Raw genomic sequence first — 2,556 nt, 5'->3', positions numbered from 1 at the left:
CCCACCCGTCCGGGCGCGCGCGAACTGTCCGCCGCCCGCCGCCAGATCCAGCGCCAGCGCCTGAGCCTGCCGGCCGGCGACAACGCCATGGAAACCCTGCGCGCGGCGCGCCAGGTGGCGCCACGCGAGCCCGCCCTGTTCCGCCTGGCGGACGAGGTCATCGCCTACTACAGCACCCGCGTGGTCGCCGCCGTCGAAGCCGGTGACGATGGCACGGCCCGCCAGAACTACGAACGCGCGGCCCCCTTCGCGGCCGAAATGGACCGGCTGGAAGGCAAACCCTGGCGCGAAATGCGCGAGGCCCTGCCGCCCCTGCTGCTGGCGCGGCTGGAAAAGGGGCTCGACGACATGGACGCCGACGCCGTGGGCGTCACCAAGCTGCTCGCCGCCGCGCTGGAAGTGGACCCGGCCAGCCTCGAGCCGGCCTGGTCGAAGGCGATTGAACTGCCCAAGGCCGGCGACACCCTGCCCGACACCGCCGTCGCGATGATCCTCGTGCGTGCGCCCCGCGGCGCCCAGGCGGGGCTTGGCGCCATGCGCAGCGAAGTCACCCGGGCCGAATACGCGGCCTTCGCCAGCGCCACCAAGCGACCGGCGGCGCGCTGCCGCAACCGCGTGGTGCCGATCAGCCTGAAGAAGCGCAGCTGGGACGACCCGGGCTTCAGCCAGTCGGGCAACCACCCCGTGGCCTGCGTCAGCTTCGACGACGCCCAGGCCTATGCGCAGTGGCTGAGCCGCCGCAGCGGCCTTTCCTACCGCCTGCCGACGCTGGGCGAATGGAGCCCGCTGGTGGACTACCGCGGCAGCGGCAACGCCTGCCAGGACGGTCGCATCGACTGCGGCGCCGAAGGCACCGTCAACGCAAGCCAGGGACCGCTGAGCCCGCTGGGCCTGGCCGGCCTGCGCGGCAACCTGCGCGAATGGACCAGCAACTGCACCCGCGGCTGCCAGCGCCGCCTGGCCGCCGGCATGGGCTGGCGCGACCCGGCCGACCGCAGCAGCCCGGGCCAGAGCAACGATTTCGACGGCGACACCGGCTTCGACGACATCGGCTTCCGGCTGGTGCGCGAAGTCAGCGCGGCGGAGCTGGGCGCGCGCTGATCCACTTCCCGGCGCGTAGCCTACAATCGCGGCATGCGACGCCTTCGTGCCTACTTCCTCACCGGTCTGCTGACCCTGCTGCCCATCTGGCTGGTCTGGATCGTCTTCAAGTTCGTGCTGGGCCTGCTCAAGGACATGAGCCAGCCGGTGGTGGCGCCCGTGTCGGCACGCCTGGCAGCGGCGCACCCTGAGTGGCTGGGCTGGGTGGACGACCCCTGGGCGCAGTCGGCCTTCGCCATCGCCGCCACGATCATCGTGATCATCGCCGTCGGCGCCCTGGCGCGCCGCGTCGCCGGCCAGCAGCTGCTGCGCTGGTTCGAAGGGCTCATTGCGCGGGTGCCGCTGGCCAGCACCGTCTACGGCAGCGCGCGCAAGCTGCTCGATCTGCTGCAGACCAAACCCGACGGCACCCAGCGCGTGGTGCTCATCGATTTCCCGCACCGGGAAATGAAGTGCGTCGGCTTCGTCACCCGCGTCATCCGCGAAGAAGGCACCGGCCGCGAACTCGCCGCCGTGTACGTGCCGACCACGCCCAACCCGACCTCGGGTTACCTGGAAATCGTGCCCGTGGACAAACTCACGCCCACCGACTGGAGCGTGGACGAAGCCATGGCCTTCATCATTTCCGGCGGCGCGGTCAGTCCGGAGACGATGCCTTTCGACCGTCCGCCGCCGGCGCGGGACTGACCGCCTCGTCGGGATTGAGCACCTGGCCCGTGGCCTTCGGACGCACCAGCGGCGTCTGGCGCATGCGACCGGCGCCGGTATTGGTGTGCATCAGGGCGGCGCCCGCGGCGGCCGTGCCGGCGGCGGTTTCCAGGGCGAAACGCTCCGCGTCCAGGCGCCGGACTTCGTCCATCACCATCAGCGCCTCGTCTTCGTCGACTCCCAGTTCGCGCAGCGCCGCGCCGCCGAAGACCACGGCCGATTCGAAGGTCTCGCGAACCTGCAAATCCACGCCGATGCGCACCAGCTCCAGCGCATGCTCGCGGTCGAAGCTGCGGACCAGCACCGCCGCCTGCGGGAAGGCCGAACGGACCACCTCGGCGATGCGCGTGGCCGCGGCGCGGTCGTCCACGCAGACCGCGATCACGCGCGCCCGGCCGGCGCCGGAGGCATGCAGCACGTCGAGCCGGGTGCCATCGCCGTAATAGACCTTGAAGCCGAAGTCCGCAGCGCTGGTGATCATGCCGATGTCGTTGTCGATGATCGTCACGTCCACGCCGCGGGCCAGCAGGGCCTGGCTCGACACCTGGCCGAAGCGGCCAAAACCGATCACCAGCACGCTGCCCTCCAGGCCGTTCGCCGCCTCCACGCCTGCCAGCGACGGCGCCTCGGGCTTGGGCAGCAGCCGCCGCACCACCAGCACCACCAGCGGCGTGAGCACCATCGACAGCACCACGATGGCGGTCAGGTTGGCGTGGGTGCGCGCATCGAGCAGGCCGACCGCGACCG

Annotated in this window: 3 protein-coding genes; 2 read left to right on the top strand and 1 reads right to left on the bottom strand. The window is 71.4% G+C overall.

Features of this window, described 5'->3' with window-relative positions:
• Both AACZ35_RS13890 and AACZ35_RS13885 read left to right on the top strand, forming a co-directional pair.
• Positions 1 to 1,101: SUMF1/EgtB/PvdO family nonheme iron enzyme (locus tag AACZ35_RS13890; RefSeq protein ID WP_339830295.1), on the top strand; the 1,101-nt coding region annotated here is incomplete at its 5' end.
• A 33-nt stretch (positions 1,102 to 1,134) separates the two neighbouring features.
• A complete protein-coding gene (locus AACZ35_RS13885) occupies positions 1,135 to 1,788 on the top strand; it encodes a DUF502 domain-containing protein (protein ID WP_339830293.1) in 654 nt (217 codons plus the stop codon).
• Here the strand turns inward: AACZ35_RS13885 and AACZ35_RS13880 are convergent.
• Positions 1,739 to 2,556 (bottom strand): NAD-binding protein (locus AACZ35_RS13880; RefSeq protein WP_339830291.1); only part of this gene is annotated, 818 nt, incomplete at its 5' end. The genes AACZ35_RS13885 and AACZ35_RS13880 overlap by 50 nt on opposite strands.

Origin of the sequence: uncultured Arenimonas sp., from assembly GCF_963976025.1 — a bacterium.
Lineage (GTDB): Bacteria > Pseudomonadota > Gammaproteobacteria > Xanthomonadales > Xanthomonadaceae > Arenimonas.
Note: the sequence above shows the minus strand (reverse complement) of the source record. Positions and strands in the feature narration are given on the sequence as shown.

What these genes read in the sequence shown, in the direction of transcription:
- AACZ35_RS13885 (WP_339830293.1), top strand. Translation starts at nt 1,135, where the DNA reads ATGCGACGCCTTCGTGCCTACTTCCTCACCGGTCTGCTGACCCTGCTG.